The sequence below is a fragment of the Salinivibrio sp. MA427 genome, assembly GCF_001996115.1.
Classification (GTDB): domain Bacteria; phylum Pseudomonadota; class Gammaproteobacteria; order Enterobacterales; family Vibrionaceae; genus Salinivibrio; species Salinivibrio costicola.
The window spans coordinates 1-1,066 of record NZ_MUFH01000503.1; the positions used below are offsets into that span (position 1 = coordinate 1).

1 protein-coding gene is annotated in these 1,066 nt (G+C 51.1%); it reads left to right on the forward strand.

Going from position 1 to position 1,066, the window contains the following annotated elements:
- On the forward strand, window positions 1-1,066 hold a 1,066-nt coding region (locus BZG79_RS15930), incomplete at both ends, for a DNA internalization-related competence protein ComEC/Rec2 (RefSeq protein WP_077774898.1).

Here is a 1,066-nt window from a genome sequence, read left to right on the forward strand (position 1 = left end):
GTATTATCCGCAAACCTGTATCAAGCCAACGTGATCCACATCATTTCAAACCAAAAGGATACTACAATCACGGGCACTGTGGGCACCCTTTTTAGCGATAAAGCCGGCGCGCAAGCGATTATTTTTGATGTCGATAAAATTAATCAATCGAGATTGGCGCCTTTTCGTTCAGCACGTGTACGTGTGTACTGGCAATCACCACCTTTTCCTAAGCAGGGCGAGCGTTGGCAACTGACTGTACGGCTTAAGCCACCGTATGGCCGACTCAATGAAACCGGCTTTGATGCGGAAAAATATTATGTGGCTCGGCGAATACACGCCAAAGCCAGTTTAAAACAGGCTACACAATTAACCGATACCATTATTTGGCGTCAGCAGCTGCTTGATACCTTAACGCCGACTTTATCACCACTTCGGTTTGGCCCTCACCTTTTAGCATTGAGTTTGGGCGATCGATCGTGGCTGACTACCGCCCATTGGGACACATTGACACAAAGTGGTTTGGCCCACTTGATGGCGATTTCAGGGTTACACATTGGCTTGGCTTATGGCATGGGGTGGCAACTTGGCCGTTGGGCGCGTGTTTGGCTGCCAGAGCAGCGTTTATTTACATGGTTGCCGCTCTATGTGGCACTCGGTGTCGCGATAGTCTATGCCGCACTAGCGGGATTTGCACTGCCAACCCAACGGGCATTGATTGCGCTGTTATTGGTGTCGGTGGCAAAGCGTCTTGGTGCCAGCGTCTCACCGCTTAATCTTTTGCAACTCACCGTATTATTGGTACTTGCGCGTGATCCGTTAGCCGGCTTCTCGGTCAGCTTTTGGTTATCATTTTCGGCGGTCGGTGCCTTATGTCTTGCGCATTATGGCTTTTCGCGCTCATCCGGTTGGGGACAAGCGCCCCGGCGCTGGCACTGGCTGCGGCCGTTGAAGCAGCTGTTGGTCGTCCAACTTGTACTGTTGATTGGTATGTTACCGCTGCAACTCAGTTTTTTTTCTGGAGTGAGTGCGGCGGCAACGCCTATTAATCTAGTTGCGGTCCCGTGGGTGGGAATGATAACGGTAC